The organism is Pseudoalteromonas sp. SG43-5 (assembly GCF_014164345.1).
Classification (GTDB): Bacteria; Pseudomonadota; Gammaproteobacteria; order Enterobacterales; family Alteromonadaceae; genus Pseudoalteromonas; species Pseudoalteromonas distincta.
In genome coordinates, this window is the sequence record NZ_JACJFA010000005.1 from 33,804 (window position 1) to 52,931 (window position 19,128).

General features: G+C 39.4%; 18 protein-coding genes. 10 read left to right on the plus strand and 8 right to left on the minus strand.

Going from position 1 to position 19,128, the window contains the following annotated elements:
- Positions 1 to 9 precede the first annotated feature (9 nt).
- Complete coding sequence (plsY, locus tag H5161_RS06990) at positions 10 to 621, minus strand: glycerol-3-phosphate 1-O-acyltransferase PlsY (protein WP_002961038.1); 612 nt, start codon at positions 619 to 621, stop codon at positions 10 to 12.
- 230 nt (positions 622 to 851) lie between these two features.
- On the opposite strand from plsY, the gene folB reads away from it, so the two are divergent.
- From folB to H5161_RS07005, 3 genes are read left to right on the plus strand one after another with little or no spacing between them, the layout of a single operon-like run.
- A complete protein-coding gene (folB, locus tag H5161_RS06995; RefSeq protein WP_024604056.1) occupies positions 852 to 1,211 on the plus strand; it encodes a dihydroneopterin aldolase in 360 nt (119 codons plus the stop codon).
- Positions 1,212 to 1,700: a 2-amino-4-hydroxy-6-hydroxymethyldihydropteridine diphosphokinase gene (gene folK / locus H5161_RS07000; RefSeq protein ID WP_024604057.1), complete on the plus strand. Its 489-nt coding sequence runs from the start codon at positions 1,212 to 1,214 to the stop codon at positions 1,698 to 1,700.
- Positions 1,697 to 2,497: an undecaprenyl-diphosphate phosphatase gene (locus tag H5161_RS07005; protein WP_182670780.1), complete on the plus strand. Its 801-nt coding sequence runs from the start codon at positions 1,697 to 1,699 to the stop codon at positions 2,495 to 2,497. The genes folK and H5161_RS07005 overlap by 4 nt, the downstream gene beginning before the upstream one ends.
- Before the next feature lie 88 nt (positions 2,498 to 2,585).
- On the opposite strand, the gene H5161_RS07010 is transcribed toward H5161_RS07005, so the two are convergent.
- The gene (locus H5161_RS07010) at positions 2,586 to 3,374 is read right to left on the minus strand and encodes a hypothetical protein (protein WP_002961030.1); all 789 of its coding nucleotides are present in this window, start codon (positions 3,372 to 3,374) and stop codon (positions 2,586 to 2,588) included.
- Positions 3,375 to 3,625: 251 nt separating this feature from the next.
- On the opposite strand from H5161_RS07010, the gene mpl reads away from it, so the two are divergent.
- From mpl to H5161_RS07035, 5 genes are read left to right on the plus strand one after another with little or no spacing between them, the layout of a single operon-like run.
- Positions 3,626 to 4,981 (plus strand): UDP-N-acetylmuramate:L-alanyl-gamma-D-glutamyl-meso-diaminopimelate ligase, encoded by a 1,356-nt coding sequence (mpl, locus tag H5161_RS07015; RefSeq protein ID WP_182768993.1) that lies wholly within the window; start codon positions 3,626 to 3,628, stop codon positions 4,979 to 4,981.
- 1 nt (position 4,982) lies between these two features.
- Positions 4,983 to 5,603 (plus strand): flavin prenyltransferase UbiX, encoded by a 621-nt coding sequence (locus H5161_RS07020; protein WP_182749313.1) that lies wholly within the window; start codon positions 4,983 to 4,985, stop codon positions 5,601 to 5,603.
- Entirely contained in the window at positions 5,603 to 6,532 is a 930-nt protein-coding gene (locus tag H5161_RS07025; protein ID WP_182768994.1) for an ABC transporter ATP-binding protein, read from the plus strand. The genes H5161_RS07020 and H5161_RS07025 overlap by 1 nt, the downstream gene beginning before the upstream one ends.
- The gene (locus H5161_RS07030; RefSeq protein WP_002961025.1) at positions 6,533 to 7,300 is read left to right on the plus strand and encodes an ABC transporter permease; all 768 of its coding nucleotides are present in this window, start codon (positions 6,533 to 6,535) and stop codon (positions 7,298 to 7,300) included. It begins immediately after the preceding gene.
- A complete protein-coding gene (locus tag H5161_RS07035; protein WP_002961024.1) occupies positions 7,300 to 7,977 on the plus strand; it encodes a tRNA (guanosine(46)-N(7))-methyltransferase TrmB in 678 nt (225 codons plus the stop codon). Before H5161_RS07030 ends, H5161_RS07035 begins: the two co-directional genes overlap by 1 nt.
- Positions 7,978 to 8,243: 266 nt before the next feature.
- On the opposite strand, the gene H5161_RS07040 is transcribed toward H5161_RS07035, so the two are convergent.
- On the minus strand, positions 8,244 to 10,124 hold the full coding sequence (locus H5161_RS07040; RefSeq protein ID WP_033020723.1) for a GGDEF domain-containing protein: 1,881 nt from the start codon (positions 10,122 to 10,124) through the stop codon (positions 8,244 to 8,246).
- A 529-nt stretch (positions 10,125 to 10,653) separates the two neighbouring features.
- On the opposite strand from H5161_RS07040, the gene panP reads away from it, so the two are divergent.
- Positions 10,654 to 12,279, plus strand: coding sequence for a pyridoxal-dependent aspartate 1-decarboxylase PanP (panP, locus tag H5161_RS07045; protein WP_002958981.1), 1,626 nt, complete (start codon positions 10,654 to 10,656; stop codon positions 12,277 to 12,279).
- A gap of 52 nt (positions 12,280 to 12,331) precedes the next feature.
- Here the strand turns inward: panP and serA are convergent, their stop codons facing one another.
- The 5 genes from serA to metK form a co-directional block, all read right to left on the minus strand.
- Positions 12,332 to 13,561, minus strand: a complete 1,230-nt coding sequence (serA, locus tag H5161_RS07050; RefSeq protein WP_024595232.1) for a phosphoglycerate dehydrogenase — start codon at positions 13,559 to 13,561, stop codon at positions 12,332 to 12,334.
- 9 nt (positions 13,562 to 13,570) lie between these two features.
- The gene (rpiA, locus tag H5161_RS07055; protein WP_002958979.1) at positions 13,571 to 14,224 is read right to left on the minus strand and encodes a ribose-5-phosphate isomerase RpiA; all 654 of its coding nucleotides are present in this window, start codon (positions 14,222 to 14,224) and stop codon (positions 13,571 to 13,573) included.
- A gap of 53 nt (positions 14,225 to 14,277) precedes the next feature.
- Positions 14,278 to 14,874 carry a 5-formyltetrahydrofolate cyclo-ligase gene (locus tag H5161_RS07060; protein WP_182716857.1) on the minus strand — a complete coding sequence of 199 codons (597 nt, stop codon included), beginning with the start codon at positions 14,872 to 14,874 and terminating at the stop codon, positions 14,278 to 14,280.
- Positions 14,875 to 14,892: 18 nt separating this feature from the next.
- Positions 14,893 to 15,441, minus strand: coding sequence for a hypothetical protein (locus H5161_RS07065; protein WP_024595234.1), 549 nt, complete (start codon positions 15,439 to 15,441; stop codon positions 14,893 to 14,895).
- A 175-nt stretch (positions 15,442 to 15,616) separates the two neighbouring features.
- Positions 15,617 to 16,768, minus strand: coding sequence for a methionine adenosyltransferase (gene metK / locus H5161_RS07070; protein ID WP_002958976.1), 1,152 nt, complete (start codon positions 16,766 to 16,768; stop codon positions 15,617 to 15,619).
- 304 nt (positions 16,769 to 17,072) lie between these two features.
- Here metK and tkt point away from each other — a divergent pair, with 304 nt between their 5' ends.
- Positions 17,073 to 19,064 (plus strand): transketolase, encoded by a 1,992-nt coding sequence (gene tkt / locus H5161_RS07075; RefSeq protein ID WP_138489545.1) that lies wholly within the window; start codon positions 17,073 to 17,075, stop codon positions 19,062 to 19,064.
- Positions 19,065 to 19,128: the final 64 nt, after the last annotated feature.

Below are 19,128 nucleotides of genomic sequence, written 5' to 3' on the forward strand. Positions count from 1 at the left end.
ACTCATATTTTAGATATTTTTGTTTTCATCGGTGGGTGCTTTTTTAGCACCCACTTTTGGTTCTTCCCCACTAAATAATCGAATAATATTAGTACGGTGACGAAATATAATTAACAGCGTGATAAAAGTAACGGGAAGAGTATAAAGTGGCTTTATTAGCCATGTATACAAGGGCGCTAAAGATACAGCTACAAGCGCCGCCAGTGATGAATAGCGTGTTATTGCCACTATAACTAACCAAGTACACACAAGTAAACCTGCCAATGATAAGCCAATAGGTAATAATGAGCCAAATGCCGTTGCTACGGCTTTACCGCCTTTGAAGCTAAAAAACAGTGGGTACATATGGCCTAAACAAGCAGCTACTGCGACTAAACCAAGCTCTAAAGGTTCAACTTCTAAAAAATAAGCCCCCCATACCGGAATAGTGCCTTTTAAAATATCAAACACTAGAACCAAGCAAGCCGGAAATGCTCCGCCTAATCTATAAACATTTGTAGCTCCTGGGTTATTAGAACCACTATTACGAGGGTCTGGGAGTTTGAACAACCGCGACACTAAAATAGCCGACGAAATCGACCCAAGTAAATAAGCTAAAACAAACATTATAGTGGCTAACACGCGCTTCCTTATTTTTTAATTGCTATACCAATTGATAGTGCTTTTAGGCTATTATTGACAGCAAAATTTATCGTAAAAATTATTAACAGGCTATTTAATAGCTAGTTTAGTTATTTTGCTATTGTAGAAGTTATTTTTACATATTTAAACACTGGCTAAACCATATACAGTATTAATTTTATTGATGCTTAGTATAGTTGCTTAGTAGTTTGTTGTTATTTGGAGTATCAATGGATAAGGTTTTTATATCTCAATTGCACGTCGACACTATTATTGGAGTGTACGACTTTGAAAAAGAAAGTAAACAGAGCCTTTATTTTGATATTGAAATGCTAAGCGATATTAAGCCTGCAGCTGAAAATGACGATATTAATTTAGCACTGGATTACTCAAAAGTAAGTGAGCGAGTTATTGAGCACTGCACTTTAAAACCTGTAGAGTTGCTAGAAACTTTAGTTGAACAATTAGCGCATATTATTTTAAGCGAGTTTAATACTCCACAAGTTACTATAAGAGTAAGTAAACCAGCAGCAGTAGCACAAGCGCAAACTGTAGGTGTTGAAATTACACGTGTTAAGGCAACTGACTAAATGGCTCAAATTTATATCAGCCTAGGGTCAAATATAAATAAAGCGCATTATATACAATGTGCATTAATTGCACTTAAGCAGCACTTTGAACATATTGTACACTCGTCTGTTTTTGAAAGTGAAGCAGTAGGGTTTGCTGGCAATAATTTTTATAATTCAGTCGTTGGCGCTACAACTGATATGTCGCTTGTTGATGTATGCGCTTTATTAAAACAAATAGAGCGTGATAATGGACGCACAGCGAACGATAAAAAGTTTAGTCCACGAACGCTCGATTTAGATTTACTATTTTATGATGATGTAATTTGCGCTTCTCCAGCACAATTACCACGAGATGAAATAACTAAAAACGCATTTGTATTACAACCTCTTAGCGAGGTTGCCCCAGATTTCTATCATCCTGTAGCTAAACAAACGATTGCGCAGTTATGGAATGAATATAATAACCCTCAACAAAAGCTATGGAAGGTGGAGTTTTCTAACCCATGAGTATCATCGAAATAATTATTTTAGCCCTCATACAGGGATTTACTGAGTTTTTACCAATTTCTAGTTCTGCGCACTTAATTCTCCCATCGCAAATTTTAGGCTGGGAAGATCAAGGGCTTGCGTTTGACGTGGCAGTCCATGTTGGTACTTTAATTGCTGTTGTTATTTATTTTCGCAAAGAGGTCGTCGACATACTCAGTGCGTGGTTTAAATCCTTTGGAGCACAGGGTACTAGTGATGATAGTAAGCTAGGTTGGTGGATAATTTTAGGCACTGTGCCTGCCGCTATTTTAGGCTTACTTTTAAAAGACTTTATAGAGTTGTACCTACGAAGCGCTTGGGTAATTGCTACTACCACAATTGTGTTTGGTTTATTGCTTTGGTACGCGGATGCAAAAGGTAAGCAAATTAAAACTATTTATCAGCTTAATTGGAAAACAGCACTTATTATTGGTTTTGCACAAGCTGTTGCAATGATCCCGGGAACTTCTCGCTCAGGTATCACGATGACTGCTGGTTTAATGCTTGGAATGAATAAGCAAAGCGCAGCGCGTTTTTCGTTCTTACTGGCAATTCCAATTATTTCTATGATGGGGCTTTATTATACTGCAGAGCTTGCTTTGGGTGACCATGTGGTTGATTGGAATACATTATTACTAGGTGTAGTGCTATCGTTCTTATCGGCTTATGCATGTATATTTATGTTTTTAAAAGTAATAGAGCGAATGGGCATGTTGCCATTTGTGATATATCGTTTATTGCTCGGTGTAGGTTTAATAGTATTTTTAATGATGTAAGTAGTCGTTAACCACTAATTAAATGTAACTGTTATACACAAAGCCAAAAAAGCACCTTGAGGTGCTTTTTTTGATTTTTAAATTCAGCTTACAAATTTAACAAATAAGATTCTATAAACTGACGTTGGTTAGCGGCTTTTGGCGCTGTTTTAAATATCAGAGTATTACCATTTTTACGTAACTTTAGCTCATTAGTAAATTTACATTCAATAGCGTTAAATTGTGCAATGTCATTTTTAAAGCTTTGATCTTTTTCGCACATGTAAGCCATTTCGTTTGCAACTTGTGCACAAAATGAACCCACGGCATATTTTTTTAAGTTTTCATCATCAATGCCTTCCCAATTTACATTGGTATTTATTTTTAATCCACATTGCTTATCTATTTCGTTATTAGCGGCAGCTATATTTTTTTGTTGATACCCTAAATGCTTTTCACGATTAAACTTCGCTAGTTTAGCTTGAGTACCTTTATTCAACTGTTGATCGTATTGCGCTTTTAAATCTTCAACAATGGCAGGGTTTGATTCTTCTTTTTTTGATAAGTAAGTTCCATCACGAGTGTCTGGAATATAAAGGGTGTAAGAGCAACAGCGATAGCCTTCTTCAACACTTACTAAACTTCTTTGTGACCCATCGTAAGTATATTTGTACGCTTTATTACTACCGTGGGGCTTTAAATCGGTTAAAAATACAATGCCATCAATATCATGATTTATGCCTGTTACTTTTACTAAAGCTTGTTTTTTATCTGTTGTTGGGGCAATAACAACATTAACGCCTTCGCCTGAACTTAGTTCTATTGGGTACTTAGCAAATTCCAAAGCAAAGCTTTTTTGACTAAGTAAAATACAGGCTATAAAGAATAGTTTTTTCATATTAAGTCCTTTTTAAGTTTTAAAGTTATACAGCAAGCTGGTTTATAACATTGATAATAATTGATTAAAAGCAATGCAGGGTAGGTGAACGTGCCTATTTTTTGATTTTTAGCGTTTAAAAAACTAATTAACGTGTTTTTGGCACGAGTGAATTGTGCAGACGTACATAGTAACTAAGCACGAATTTTGGCATTATACCGCTATTAAACTTTGCATAGCTGTAAAGTGAGCATACGATTTAAGGAAAGTATATGCATATACATATTTTGGGCATTTGTGGCACGTTTATGGGTGGCATTGCAGCCATTGCTAAATCATTAGGTCATAAAGTAACGGGTTCTGATCAGAACGTTTACCCACCAATGAGTACGCAACTTGAAGAGCTTGGCATTGAACTGACTCAAGGCTACGCGGTATCTCAGTTAGAGCCAAAGCCAGATATGGTCGTTATTGGTAATGCAATGAGCCGGGGTAACCCATGTGTTGAATATGTGCTTGATAAAGGCCTGCCTTATACTTCAGGCCCTGAGTGGCTTAAGCATAACTTACTGCAAGATTCTTGGGTGCTTGCGGTTGCTGGTACGCATGGTAAAACAACCACAGCAAGTATGCTTGCGTGGGTGTTAGAGTACGCAGGTTTAAAACCAGGTTTTTTAATTGGCGGCATAGTGCAAAATTTTGGTGTATCGGCAAAAGTGGGTGAAACGCCATTTTTTGTTATTGAAGCCGATGAATACGACACTGCTTTTTTTGATAAGCGCAGTAAGTTTGTGCATTACCTCCCGCGTACACTTATCTTAAATAATCTTGAATTCGATCACGCTGATATTTTTGAAGATTTAAACGCAATAAAAAAACAATTTCATCACTTAATGCGTACATTACCTCAAAGCGGCAAGGTAATTTGGCCAAAACAAGACGTAGCGCTTAATGACGTAATAGCACAAGGGCTTTGGAGCGAAAGCGAAACGCTAGGCGATGATTGGAGCTATGAATTAATAAAAGCCGATGGAAGTGAGTTTAATGTATTACTTAATGGCGAAAAGCAGGGCACTGTCTGTTGGCAAGCAATAGGCGAGCATAACGTTAAAAATGCGATTATGACTATCGCAGCAGCGCGCCATGTGGGTATAGCCATTGATCATAGTATTGATGCTTTAGGAGAGTTTATTAGCCCTAAAAGGCGTATGGAGCTAAAGGCGGATATAAATAATATTAAAGTGTATGACGACTTTGCGCATCACCCAACAGCAATTAAAACTACGCTTGCAGGATTGCGCGCAAAAGTAGGCGATGAAAAAATTATCGCTATTTTAGAGCCGCGCTCAAACACCATGAAAATGGGCGTGCACCAATATACATTATTAGATTCATTACGTGATGCTGACAACGTACTCCTTTTTGAACCAGAGAATCTAAATTGGTCGCTAAAAGAGCAAGCAGATAAAGCAGGCATGCAGTGCTTTAACAGCACACAAACAATTATTGATACAGTGCTTGAAAATATTGAGCCTAATCAACATATTTTAATTATGAGCAATGGCGGCTTTAATGGCCTTCATCAACACCTTGTTAATGGCTTAGCTGATAAATACAGCGGAGAATAGTGTGCAATTTAAAGATAGAATTACGCTCGCTTTTAGTGGTGCATCGGGTGCGCCTTATGGGCTTAGGTTACTTGAAGTATTACTAGAGCAGCAATTTCAGGTCTACGTTCTCATTTCAAGTGCAGCACGCGTGGTGCTTGATACAGAATCAAATATTAAGCTCTCTGGTAATGAAGATAAAGCCACAGAGCAGTTAAGTTCGCTGTTTAATGCCAAACCTGAACAGCTAAAAGTATACGGTAAAGATAACTGGTTTAGCCCTGTGGCTTCGGGCTCTGCTGCTCCTAAAAAAATGGTAGTATGCCCATGTAGTGCCGGATCGGTTTCTGCAATTGCAGTGGGGGCGTCTGATAATTTATTAGAACGCGCCGCTGATGTTGTAATTAAAGAACGCGGACAGCTCATTTTAGTGCCTCGCGAAACACCATTTAACGAAATTCATTTAGAAAACATGCTTAAGTTATCTCGTTTAGGGGTAACAATTATGCCAGCCGCCCCTGGTTTTTATCATAAGCCACAAAGTATCGAAGACTTAGTTGATTTTATGGTGGCGAGAATTTTAGATCATTTAAATATTGAGCATAACCTAACAAAACGTTGGGGTTATGGTGAGGGTAAGTAATGAATAAGCAAAATATTGCTTTAAATATAGAAGGCCTTACCAAGGTTTATAAAAATGGTGTTGAGGCAATTAAAGGCGTTGATTTACAAGTTGAAGAGGGCGATTTTTTCGCTTTGCTTGGTCCAAATGGAGCCGGTAAATCAACCACTATTGGTGTTATTTCGTCACTTGTTAATAAAACAAAAGGCAAAGTAGAAGTTTTTGGCTGTGATATTGATACTGATTTAGAAGCTGCAAAAGCGCATTTAGGCTTAGTGCCGCAAGAATTTAATTTTAGCCAGTTTGAAACGCTTAGCCAAATATTGGTTAACCAAGCCGGTTATTATGGTGTGCCACGTGGTGAAGCCCATAAACGTGCTGATAAATACCTAGCACAGCTGGGTTTATTAGAGAAAAAAGACAAGCAAGCTCGTACGCTTTCAGGCGGAATGAAACGTCGATTAATGATTGCACGCGCCCTTATGCACGAGCCAAAATTACTTATACTTGATGAGCCAACAGCGGGTGTAGACATAGAGCTTCGTCGTTCAATGTGGGATTTTTTACGCCAAATAAATGAGCAAGGAGTTACTATTATTTTAACCACACACTACCTTGAGGAAGCTGAGTTACTGTGCAAAAACATAGCGATTATTGATTCTGGTCGAATTGTTGAAAACACCACTATTAAAGTGCTGCTTGCAAAACTTGATAAAGAAACCTTTATTTTAGATTTAAAAATGCCAGCAAACCCTGTCACGCTTGAAGGTTATAAGTTTACGATGACGGACGATCATACTGTTGAAGTAGAAGTCGCTAAATCACAGGGCTTAAATGCGGTATTTAGCGCATTAACAACCCAAGGTAATACAGTATTGAGTATGCGAAATAAAGCAAACAGACTAGAAGAGTTATTTGTAGGATTACTAGAGCAAGGGCGGGGCGAATAAATGTTTAAATATGGCGTAGCCTTAAAGAGTTTATGGATTAAAGAGTGTATTCGTTTTTTACGTATCTGGGTACAAACCTTAGTGCCGCCAGCAATTACGATGAGCTTATATTTTGTTATTTTTGGTAACTTAATTGGTTCACGTATTGGTGATATGGGCGGCTTTAGTTATATGGAGTTTATTGTACCTGGCCTTATAATGATGTCGGTTATTACTAATTCCTATTCCAACGTAGCCTCTAGTTTTTACTCAACAAAATTTCAAAAAAGCATTGAAGAGCTTTTAGTTGCACCTGTGCCTAATTACATCATTGTACTGGGTTATATGGGCGGCGGTATGACGCGCGGTATTATGGTGGGCTTTATAGTTACTTGTGTATCGTTGTTATTTGTTGATATTCAAATTCATAATATTTTTGTAATTATGGCGACCGTTATTTTAACCTCAGCTGTGTTTGCTTTAGGTGGTTTAATTAATGCAATTTATGCAAATAGCTTTGACGATATAAGCATTATTCCCACCTTTATACTAACGCCATTAACTTACTTAGGCGGTGTATTTTATTCAATAACGTTATTGCCAGAATTTTGGCAAAACGTATCGCAAATAAATCCTATTATTTACATGGTAAATGCATTTCGCTATGGCTTTTTAGGTGTGTCGGATGTTGATTTAAGTGTAGCGCTAGGTGTTATTTTGGTGTTTATTACGGTGTTATTTACTTTAGCGCTAACTTTAATTAAAAAAGGTGTGGGGCTAAGACACTAATGAGTGATGCAAATTCACGTAGTATTGTATCTAATCAAGCGGGTATTCACGAAAAGCTTGATGAAATAGTAAATAAGCACTTAGATGCTGAATTTAAAAAGCCAATAGCAGCGCATACCCAAGCCGCATTTGACGAGGTTAATGCTAAAGTACAAGCCTTTAGTGGCCCGCTTATTTTGGACTCGTGTTGTGGCGTGGGTGAAAGCTCAGCTAACTTAGCTAAGCGCCACCCTGATGCACTTATAGTTGGAATTGATAAATCTTCGCACCGATTAGATAAGCATGATGTTGAATATAAGCAAACCGACAGTGGTCAGTACATCTTAGTGCAAGCAGATTTAAATGACTTTTGGCGTTTAGCGGTAGCCGCCAATTGGCAACCTACGCACCATTATTTGTTGTATCCAAACCCGTGGCCTAAATCTAAGCATATTCGTAGGCGCTGGCATGGCGCAGCTATTTTTCCATTTATCGTTAAGTTAGGTGGAAAATTAGAAGTGCGCAGCAATTGGGATATTTACGTTAAGGAGTTTGCTCGGGCGCTTGAATTAACAGGCAACCCTTGCGATGTAACACTTTATGAGTCAGACGATGCAATTACGCCTTTTGAGCGTAAATACTGGGCCAGTGGCCAGCAAAGCCACCGACTCGTTATAAACTTACCTAGGGCGTGTTGACCTTTCGTGATTGATTTTGCAGAAGTATGTTTGGTTTTTAGGCAAGGCGGAGCCTATGTAGTGTGGTTATTCCCCATAAATAGGCGATAACGCAGCATAAAGACCAAACATGTGCTGCCCTTTGGGTTCTTTCTAGGGACGATTAACTCTTTGTTGCTCAGTTTTTACTTAGCCCACTAGGTTACAAACCTCGCGCCGCGATTTAATCGCCCCTAGATTGAACAAATTTCAATCCACAAAGATCAACACGCCCTGGTTAAAGTAAGTCAAAGTGCTAATTCTTCTGTAACCGTATTAACATGTGGCACTGGGTGGGCAAAATAATTGCCTTGCATTAGTGTCACATTCGCCTTTTTAAGTGCGGTTACTATGGTTGTATTTTCTACCGATTCTGCCATTAATTGTAAACCAAGTTGATTAGCAAAGCTGGCTATATGCTCAATAAACAAGTAGATATCTTTGTCATTCACTATTTGCTTTATTAGTGCGCCATCTAATTTAATACCATCTACTTCAAGCTTAAGTACGTTTGATATATTTGAATAACCACTACCAAAGTCATCAATAATAACCTTAACGCCTTTTGTTTTAACCATTCCAATAAATGCTTTTACTTCAGAGAAGTTGGCAATAGCTTGGGTTTCTAAAAGCTCTAATGTGATATTACCAGGATGCGGGTAGCGCTTAAGTTCGTCCGCAATAAACTCACTTAAATTAGGGTCGAGCATATCTTGTGCTGTTATATTTAAACTCCAGCAAATATCGGTTTTTCTAAAGCGACTAACACATTGTGAAAATATAGTACGGGTAAGTATTCCGTCCATTCTTGAGCGGGTAACAACATTTAAAAATGCATCAGGTTTTAATACTTCCCCTTGCGCTGTTACCATTCGAGCTAAACATTCGTATTGAACGACCTTATTGGTATTTGTGTCAATAATGGGTTGAAAGTAAGGCACTATACGATTGTTATCAAACGCTTCTCGCACTTCTTTAGCCATTTCTACATTGTATTGATATTGCGTTTTTACATCGTGTAGCGCTTTTGAGTAGTTAACTACACTATGCCTGCCTTGTTTAGCTTGCAGCGCTGCTATATGAGCGTTTTCAAGTAGTAGCGATTTATTACCACTGGCAATACCTGCACATAGGGTTATGTAGATAAAAGGGTCAGTTAATACCGGTGTATTAAAGTTATATGTTTTTACGAGGTCGGTAAATTCGTCATTACTCATTTCCTTAGGCGCGAGTAATACTATTTTATTTGTTGCTAGTCTGTATATATGGCAATGCGTAGAGCTTCTAAGTTTAAAGTGAATAAGTAAGTTTTTCATTACCTTGTCACCCACTTCAGTGCCATAAAAACTGTTTATATCTTCTATTTCATTAACCCAAATAACGGCTAATTGCATGTGATGTGCATTACTTTTTTTAATAAAGTACTCAAGTGCAATATGATTTGAAAAACCAGTACTTGAGTCAGTTGCTAAAGACCGTTTTAGTAAATAAATATATATGGCGGCAACGAGTATCGCGATAAAAAAGAAGAAGCTAGCCATTGCAGCAGCTTTTGATACGCTTTCTTTAAGTTTCTCGTTTAAGTCATAAATAGTTATATCGGCACCCGTTAAATAGGTATTGCCGTTGATTGGGTCAACGTAAGGAATAAAAATTGTTTTAAAGTGGCCCCACTGATCGCTCGATATTTCAAATACTGGCTCTGTTGAATAAAAAGCACTTATATTTGCATCGGTAGCTTCAGGGTAGAGATCTAAAAATTGAGTTACCTTGCCATTATTCTGATCGTCTTGCGTGTAGCTTGATGAGCTAAAAAGCACCTTACCGTCTTTTAAAATCATTGAATAGACATAAGCAATATCAAGTGCTTGAGCAAACTCAGAGAGTTGTTTACTTTTATCTTGATAGTAAGAAAAACTTATATTATCGCCTTGATTAACCGCACTTAAATAATCGTCACCTAAAATATGTTTAACGCTGGTGGCGGCATTAAGTAAGCGATTATCAACCGACTGCATTATTTCAGCACGCGTGGTTTGGTAAGTGTAGTAAACGTAGGTTAGCAAGCTTATTAAAAACAAGCTAAAGCCTGCCACTATCCAACTAACTTTGACTCTTCCTTCTGGCATATGTGTCCCTTTTTTGTTATCAAATTTATTATACCCAAAATAAGTAAATGCCCAATAAATAATTAGGTTTGGTAGAGTTTTAATTAGGGTCTGTTTATCTTTGCGGATTATAATTTGTTCAAACTAGGGGCGATTTAATCGCGGCGCGAGATTTGTAACCTAGTGGTCTAAGTAAAAACCGAGCAACAAAGAGTAAATAGACCCTAGGCAGAACCCTTTGGGCAGCGCCTGTTTGGCATTAATGCTACGTTATCGCCTATTTATGGGGAATAACCACACTACATAGGCGCTGCCTTGCCTAAATACCAAAAGGCTGCTGCAAATTTAACCTTGAAAGATAAATAGACCCTAAATTATCATTTTTTTGTCATCGCTTTGATTGCTTTTATAGGTTTAAACGAGACATTTTAGTTATATTGCAGTAAAGTTAGCGCAATTTTTAAAGAAACACGATTGCTCCAAATGTCCTAATAAGTAGGCGTTTTTGATGGGTAAGCGCGTGTTTTAGCTACACACACTAGGTATTAAGATGGATCAAAAGCGTTGTGCCGTCGCCTCTAAAGAAAGCCTTAAGCGTATATTTACTGTACCTGAAGCGCCAGACTCAACTTTAAGCAAAATCGAGCTTGAAATTTCGAGTAATTTAGCAGGTTTTCTAAACGAAAATATAGCGGCAATTGAAAAACCATTACATGAAATAGAAAAAGATTTTCAATCGGCAGTGATCCCAGAAGATCCAACGTTTGTCTCTGCTTATGCCCAAGACATAATGGAGCAGCTTGTTGCACACTCTGTGCATACAGCTGCGCCTAGTTTTATTGGTCACATGACCTCTGCCTTGCCGCACTTTTTATTGCCGCTGTCAAAATTGATGGTAGGGCTAAATCAAAATCTAGTAAAAATAGAAACATCTAAAGCGTTTACGCCTCTTGAGCGTCAAGTGCTTGGAATGATGCATCATTTAGCTTATGGGCAAGAAGACTCATTTTATTCTAAATGGATGCACAGTGCTAAAACCTCATTAGGTGCATTTTGCTCTGGTGGTACGGTTGCTAATATTACTGCGCTTTGGATTGCGCGAAACCGCTTATTAAAACCTGATGGCGATTTTAGAGGCATTGGTGCACAAGGCTTAATTGCTGGTATGCTGCATTACGGTTATAAAGGTTTAGCGGTATTAATATCAGAACGCGGGCATTACTCGTTAGGTAAATCGGTTGATTTACTCGGCATTGGTCGCGATAACTTAATTGGTATTAAAACCTGTGAAAATAATAAAGTCGATGTAACAGCTATGCGCGAAAAAGCACGTGAGCTTGAAGCGCAAGGTATTAAAGTAATGGCGATTATTGGGGTCGCGGGGACAACCGAAACCGGTAATATTGACCCACTTGATGAAATGGCCGACTTAGCACAAGACATTAACTGCCATTTTCATGTAGATGCAGCATGGGGGGGAGCGACCCTTTTATCGAGTACGCACCGTCCTTTACTAAAAGGGATTGAGCGAGCAGATTCAATTACCATCGATGCACATAAACAAATGTATGTACCAATGGGAGCGGGTTTGGTTTTATTTAAAGACCCCGCTGCAACTGATGCAATAGAACATCACGCTGAGTATATATTACGTAAAGGTTCAAAAGACTTAGGTAGCCACACGCTTGAAGGCAGCCGACCGGGTATGGCAATGTTAGTACACGCTTGCTTACGTGTTATTGGTCGTAAAGGTTACGAAATGCTGATTGATCGCAGCATCAAAAAAGCACATTACTTTGCTGATTTAATTAAGGCTGATGAAGACTTTGAGCTTATTTCGGAGCCTGAGTTGTGCTTATTAACGTATCGTTATGTACCTAAGCAAATTAAACAAGCAATAGCCGATGCAGATGCTGCAACTCGGTTAGATATTTTTGCTTCACTGAACCGTTTTACTGCCAGTATGCAAAAGCGTCAACGCGAGTCAGGTCGCTCATTTGTATCACGTACACGCTTAACGCCTTCTAAATACGACAATCAACCAACGGTTGTATTTAGAGTGGTTCTTGCTAACCCGCTTACCTCAGGCGCTATTTTAAAAGAGATATTAGCTGAGCAAAAAGAGTTGGCTGCAACAGATCCGGTATTCAAAAAATACTTGAGAAAGTATATGTAATCTAAATACAAAAAAGGGTCCATAAGGACCCTTTTTTAATATCAAAGAATGGTTAATGTAAAATACGTGCTCTAATTGTACCCTCAACAGCGCTCAGTTCTTTAAGTGCTACTTCAGATTGATCTGTATCAACATCAATAACTACATAACCAATAGATGCGTCTGTTTGTAGGTATTGCGCAGCAATATTAATACCGTGCTGTGCAAACGCTTGGTTAATTTGCGTTAGTACACCTGGGCGGTTGTGGTGTACGTGTAATAAACGGCTACGATTAGCAAGCTCAGGTAGCGATACTTCAGGGAAGTTAACCGCAGTAATAGTTGAGCCATTATCTGAATATTTAGCCAATTTACCCGCTACTTCAATACCAATGTTTTCTTGCGCTTCTTGTGTAGAACCACCAATGTGCGGCGTTAAAATAACATTGTCGAATTGGCGCAGTGGCGATACAAATTCTTCATCGTTAGATTTTGGCTCAGTAGGGAACACATCGATTGCTGCACCACTTAGTTTTTTCTCTGTAAGCGCTTCTGCAAGAGCATCAATATCAACAACAGTTCCGCGTGATGCATTGATCAAAATAGACCCCTGCTTCATAACTGCAAGTTCTGCTGTACCAATAAGGTTTTTAGTTTGCGGTGTTTCTGGTACATGTAAGCTAATAATATCAGAGCGTTGTAACAGCTGAGTAAGGTTATGAACTTGTGTTGCATTGCCCAGTGATAACTTATCTTCGATATCGTAAAACTCCACGTTCATACCGATATTTTCAGCCATAATACCTAGCTGAGTACCAATGTGACCGTAGCCAATAATACCTAATGTTTTACCACGTGCTTCAAACGAACCATTTGCTGTTTTTAACCAGCCACCACGATGAGCCGCTGCATTACGCTCTGGAATACCACGTAATAAAAGTAGAATTTCGCCAAGTACAAGTTCAGCAACTGAACGAGTATTAGAAAATGGAGCGTTAAATACAGCAATACCACGTTCGCGTGCTGCATCTAAATCAACTTGGTTTGTACCAATACAAAAACAACCAATAGCAACTAGCTTTTCAGCTGAGTCTAATACAGCTTGGTTAATATGAGTACGAGAACGAAGTCCTACAAAGTGAACATCTTTAATGCGCTCTTTAAGCTCGTCCTCAGGTAAGGATGTTTTAACGTAGTCGATATTGCTGTAACCGTTACGTTTTAGCGTTTCAACAGCGCTTTGGTGAACACCTTCAAGCAAGAGAATTTTAATTTTGTCTTTTGCTAACGATACCTTACTCATAACCTCATCCTATTTAATTTGTGGCCCATTTTTGGTACCGATAATCACTTTATCAGCACCTCGCATCGCAAATAGGCCGTTGGTAACTACGCCAACAATTGAATTGATTTGTGTTTCAAGTTGTTTGGCATTGGTAATTTTTAAGTTAAATACATCTAATATAACGTTACCATTATCGGTAACTACGCCTTGGCGATAAACAGGGTCACCACCAAGTTTTAATAATTCTCGTGCAACGTAGCTGCGCGCCATTGGAATAACTTCTACCGGAAGCGGGAAGTCGCCCAATGTATCTACCAGCTTTGTGTCATCAACAATACACACAAACTGTTTTGCAACTGCTGCTACTATTTTTTCACGTGTTAGCGCTGCGCCGCCGCCTTTAATCATTTCGTTTTGAGCGTTTATTTCGTCAGCGCCGTCAACGTATACATCTAAAGCATCAACGTTATTAAGTTCAAACACTTCAATACCTAACGCTTCCAAACGTGCAGTTGACGCTTCTGAGCTTGATACAGCGCCTACAATAGTGTCCTTTACTGAGCCAAGGGCATCAATAAAGTGATTAACAGTAGAGCCTGTACCGACACCTACAATGGTGTTTTCTTTTACAAACTCGAGTGCTGCCCAGGCAGCTGCTTTTTTTAATTCGTCTTGTGTCATTGCTTTGTGCTCATGTATGTCAGAAATATGCGGCTAGTAACCAAAATTAAATGTTACCAACAGTATGTTTTATCTGGGGTGATAATGGTTTCAAGTGGTACGTCCCATGACTCGATTGGTAGAGCATCAACTTTTTGGCATTCATGTGCAAGGCCAATTAGTTGCGGTTTTTGCCAATTTTGTTCATGTAAACGTGCCAATGTCCGGTCGTAAAACCCACCTCCCATTCCTAGGCGATTACCTTGTTTATCAAATGCCACTAATGGCATAAGGAGGTAATCAAGCGCTGGTAATGGGCATATTTGAGAGCAGTTCAGCTTAGGCTCCAAGATACCATAGCGATTTGCCCTCATGGGTGAGTTTTTCTCATAGCGCTGAAATAGTAAATTAGCGCCATTGAATGGGTGTATTATAGGTAGATAAACAGCATGGTTTAAGTTCCATAATTCTTTAATTAACAATGAAGTGTCTAGTTCTCCGTCGTTACTTAAATAAATGGCAATATGCTTTGAATTCGTTATGTTTTCGCTTTTTAAGTGTTGAATAAAATTCATTTTTAGCGATTGCGCAGCAATTATTTGCTGATTATTTGACAAGTTTTTACGGGTGTTACGAATTTCAGCTCTTATTTGTGCGCGTTCATTGCTCATTAAACTAATTAGCCATTTTTAAAAAGAGAATAAATCGGGAAAAATCAAAAAAACAGCCAGTACGACTAGCAAGATGGTGGCAGTTGCAATCAATGAATATAAAAGTAAGTTACTGCGTTTTTTAGGAGTCGCTAAATCCTCATCTAGCATTAGGTCATCATTTTGCCATTCGTCTACACTTTCGTCTGGTGTATTTAATTGAGCTTCAGGAAGGCGTTGCTCTAGCTCATCTAGCTTTTCTTCAAGGCGTATTAAGCTGCTAGTGATGTAATCAAGTGCATCAAAAATACGTTCATCACGTTGGTTGTTATTTGCAGCTGCGGGGGAGCTATTTTGAATCGCATTTGAAACAGCTTGCAGCTTACTTTTAATACCTAGGCTTGCTAATAACTTAGTCTGTTTTAACGCTTTGTCTTTATCGCTTGGCGCAAACAGCGGCTTACCTTTAAAAAAAAGAGCTACTTTTTCATCTGACGTTTTTAATTTTGCAGCTAAGTTTGCGCACGCTGTTTTTATGTCAACGTTATCGGCAAGTCCTGCAAATATAACGCGAAAGTTATCGGCCATTTAACTATCCCTAAAGCTTTTATAATGAAATGAGTATATACCTAAAGTACAAAAGAATTCGAGGTTGATTTTATAGTTATTTTGTAGACGTACTACAAACAATGTAACTGATAAGTTTTAGATACAAAAACGGCCCTATTAAGGGCCGTTTTTAATTTACTTCAACACTTTTAGCTTAAAGGCCAGCAGCTGCACGAAGTGCATCAGCTTTATCTGTACGTTCCCAAGGGAATTCGTCACGACCAAAGTGGCCGTAAGCCGCTGTAGGAAGGTAGATAGGGCGCTCTAAATCAAGCATTTGAATTAAGCCGTAAGGGCGCAGGTCAAAGTGTTCACGAATAAGTTCGATTAAACGGCTTTCTTCTAACTTGCTTGTACCAAACGTTTCAACGCTGATAGATGTAGGCTCTGCAACACCGATTGCGTAAGAAACTTGTAATTCACATTTATCAGCAAGGCCAGCCGCAACTACGTTTTTAGCAACGTAACGTGCAGCGTATGCAGCTGAGCGGTCAACTTTTGATGGATCTTTACCAGAGAAAGCACCACCACCGTGACGAGCCATACCACCGTATGTATCAACGATGATTTTACGACCTGTTAAACCACAATCGCCCATTGGTCCGCCAATTACAAAGCGACCCGTTGGGTTAATGAAAAATTTAGTCGCGCTTGTAATAAGCTCTGCAGGAAGTACCGGCTTGATGATAGTCTCCATCACCGCTTCTACTAAATCTTTTTGCGAAATGTCTTCGCTGTGCTGAGTAGATAGTACTACTGCATCAATACCTACTGGCTTACCATTTTCGTATGCAAAAGTAACTTGAGATTTTGCATCTGGACGTAACCAGTTAAGCTCGCCGCTTTTACGTACTTGCGCTTGGCGCTGTACTAAACGGTGTGAGTAAGTAATTGGCGCAGGCATTAGTACTTCTGTTTCGTTACATGCGTAACCAAACATAAGACCTTGGTCGCCAGCACCTTGTTCTTCTGGGCTAGTACGGTCAACACCTTGGTTAATGTCAGGAGACTGTTTACCAATAGTGTTTAAAATTGCACATGAATCTGCATCGAAACCCATGTCTGAATGCGTGTAGCCAATTTCACGTACTGTTTTACGTGTAATTTCTTCAATATCAACCCATGCGCTAGTAGTGATTTCACCACCAACCATAACCATACCTGTTTTTACGTAAGTTTCGCACGCAACACGGGCATGAGAGTCTTGCTCTAGGATAGCATCAAGTACCGCATCAGAGATTTGATCGGCGATTTTATCCGGATGACCTTCAGAAACTGATTCAGAAGTAAATAAATGTTTTGCCATTGTAATTCTGCTCACAAATATTGCGCTTCACAAACGTCGGTATTAGCGCTAAAAAATTAAGGGGCGTATTTTATCGAAAACAAAACACCTTGCATAGTGTTTTTACGCCTAGACGTCTAAATAAAATTACTAATAACTTTTTGGTCTTAAAAAATATTCATAATGCCTCACTTTTATAGGGTTTTTAATTGCACACAGCCCCCACAATAAGTAAGAATGGTCGATATAAACAAACCCAAGTTACTTGGGTGCATAAACAAACACATAAATACCCGCGCAAATACACATAAAGGTAGGAGAATTCATGCCATCTCGCAAAGAACTTGCAAATGCTATTCGCGTCTTGTCAATGGACGCAGTACAAAAGGCCAAATCTGGCCACCCTGGAGCCCCTATGGGCATGGCTGATATCGCAGAAGTATTATGGCGCGATTATCTAAAACACAACCCAACAAATCCAGAGTGGGCTGACCGTGACAGATTTATTCTTTCAAACGGCCACGGTTCAATGCTTATCTATTCTCTATTGCACCTAAGTGGTTACGACTTACCACTAGACGAAATTAAAAACTTCCGTCAAATGCATTCTAAAACACCAGGTCACCCTGAATATGGCTATGCACCAGGAATCGAAACTACTACGGGCCCATTAGGTCAAGGGATCACAAATGCCGTAGGTATGGCAATTGCTGAAAAGGCACTAGCTGCACAGTTTAACCGTGAAGGTCACGATATTGTTGATCACTTTACCTATGCATTTATGGGCGATGGCTGCCTTATGGAAGGTATTTCTCATGAAGCTGGTTCACTTGCAGGCACATTAGGTCTGGGTAAACTTGTTGCATTTTGGGATGACAACGGCATTTCAATCGATGGTGAAGTAGAAGGTTGGTTTACAGATGACACGCCAGCTCGCTTTAAAGCATACGGTTGGCATGTAATTAGTGGTGTTGATGGCCACGACAGCGATGCTATAAGTGCTGCAATTGCAGAAGCTAAAAGTGTTACCGATAAACCATCACTAATTTGTTGTAAAACAATTATTGGTTACGGCTCACCTAATAAATCTGGTAGCCACGATTGTCACGGTGCACCACTAGGTGATGACGAAATTAAAGCGTCTCGCGAATTCTTAGGTTGGACTGGCGATGCGTTCGAAATTCCTGATGATATTTACGCACAATGGGATAGCAAAGAAAAAGGTCAGCAGCTTGAATCAAGCTGGGACGAAAAATTTGCAGCATACGCAAAAGCATACCCAGAGCTTGCGGCTGAATACAAGCGTCGTATTAATAACGAACTGCCTGGCGATTGGGCTGAAAAATCTCAAGCGTACATTGAGCAATTACAAGCAAACCCTGCAAACCCAGCGTCTCGTAAAGCATCGCAAAATGCATTAAACGCATTTGGTCCGTTATTACCAGAATTTATGGGTGGCTCAGCCGATTTAGCAGGCTCAAACTTAACAATTTGGGATGGCTCTAAAGGTTTAACACACGACGATGCAAGCGGTAACTACATTTACTACGGTGTACGTGAGTTTGGTATGTCGGCAATTATGAATGGTATTGCCCTTCATAAAGGCTTTATTCCTTACGGTGCTACGTTCTTAATGTTTGTTGAATATGCAAAAAATGCCGTACGTATGGCTGCATTAATGAAGCAACCAAGCATTTTTGTATACACGCACGATTCAATCGGTTTAGGTGAAGATGGTCCAACTCACCAACCAGTAGAGCAAATTGCAAGCATGCGTTTAACGCCTAACTTATACAACTGGCGCCCATGTGACCAAGTTGAGTCGGCAATTGCATGGCAACAAGCTATTGAGCGTAAAGACGGTCCTACATCGTTAATCTTTACTCGCCAAGGTCTTGAGCAACAAGCGCGTGACGCACAGCAATTAAGCGATGTTAAAAAGGGTGGTTACATCCTTAGCTGTGACGGCAACCCTGAAATTATTTTCATTGCGACAGGCTCTGAAGTGCAACTAGCACAAGATTCAGCAACTGAGCTACGCAGCCAAGGTAAAAAGGTACGTGTTGTATCTATGCCATGTACTGATGCCTTTGAAGATCAAAGCGCAGAGTATAAAGAAAGCGTATTACCGGCATCTGTTACACGCCGCGTAGCAGTAGAAGCAGGTATTGCTGACTACTGGTACAAGTACGTAGGTCTAAATGGCGCAGTAGTAGGTATGACTACCTTTGGTGAGTCGGCACCTGCTGGTGAGCTGTTTGAGCACTTTGGTTTTACAGTGGCAAACATTGTAAGCAAAGCAAACGAGCTTTTTTAATCGCTTTGATTAAATAAAGTAAGTAATTGAAAAACCCGCACATGTTGCGGGTTTTTTTATGCCC